Genomic DNA, 428 nt, shown 5'->3' on the forward strand with positions numbered 1-428 from the left:
CACGCGACCGACACGTTCATGCTCCACAACCAGGATGGAATTGTTCTCGACGTGAATCGAAACGCCTGCGAAAGCTTGGGCTATAGCCGGGACGAACTGATCGGGATGACTCCGTTCGATTTCGATGCGGATCTGAACACAGTGACGTGGCAGCGTTACGGCGAGCGCCTCAAGGCGGGGGACATCGTAACGTTCGAGAGTCGCCATCGCCGAAAAGACGGCACGCTGTTCCCCGTCGAGATTCGCGTGCGAGAGTTCTGCCAAGGCGGCCCGCGACTGTTCATTTCCCTGAGCCGCGACATCACCGAACGTAAGCGAGCTGCTGAGGCTTTCCGCGAGAGGCAGGGGGAGCTGACGCACGCCAACCGTGTCGCAACGATGGGCCAGCTCACCGCCTCGGTCGCCCACGAAGTTAGCCAGCCCATCGC

General features: G+C 61.2%; 1 protein-coding gene. It reads left to right on the top strand.

The genetic code is table 11. The annotated features are described in order from the left end of the window. Positions 1–18: 18 nt before the first annotated feature. Positions 19–428: PAS domain S-box protein (locus tag KIP88_RS46120; protein ID WP_249791577.1), on the top strand; the 410-nt coding region annotated here is incomplete at its 3' end.

Origin of the sequence: Bradyrhizobium sp. SRL28 (assembly GCF_018596315.1) — a bacterium.
Classification (GTDB): Bacteria; Pseudomonadota; Alphaproteobacteria; order Rhizobiales; family Xanthobacteraceae; genus Bradyrhizobium.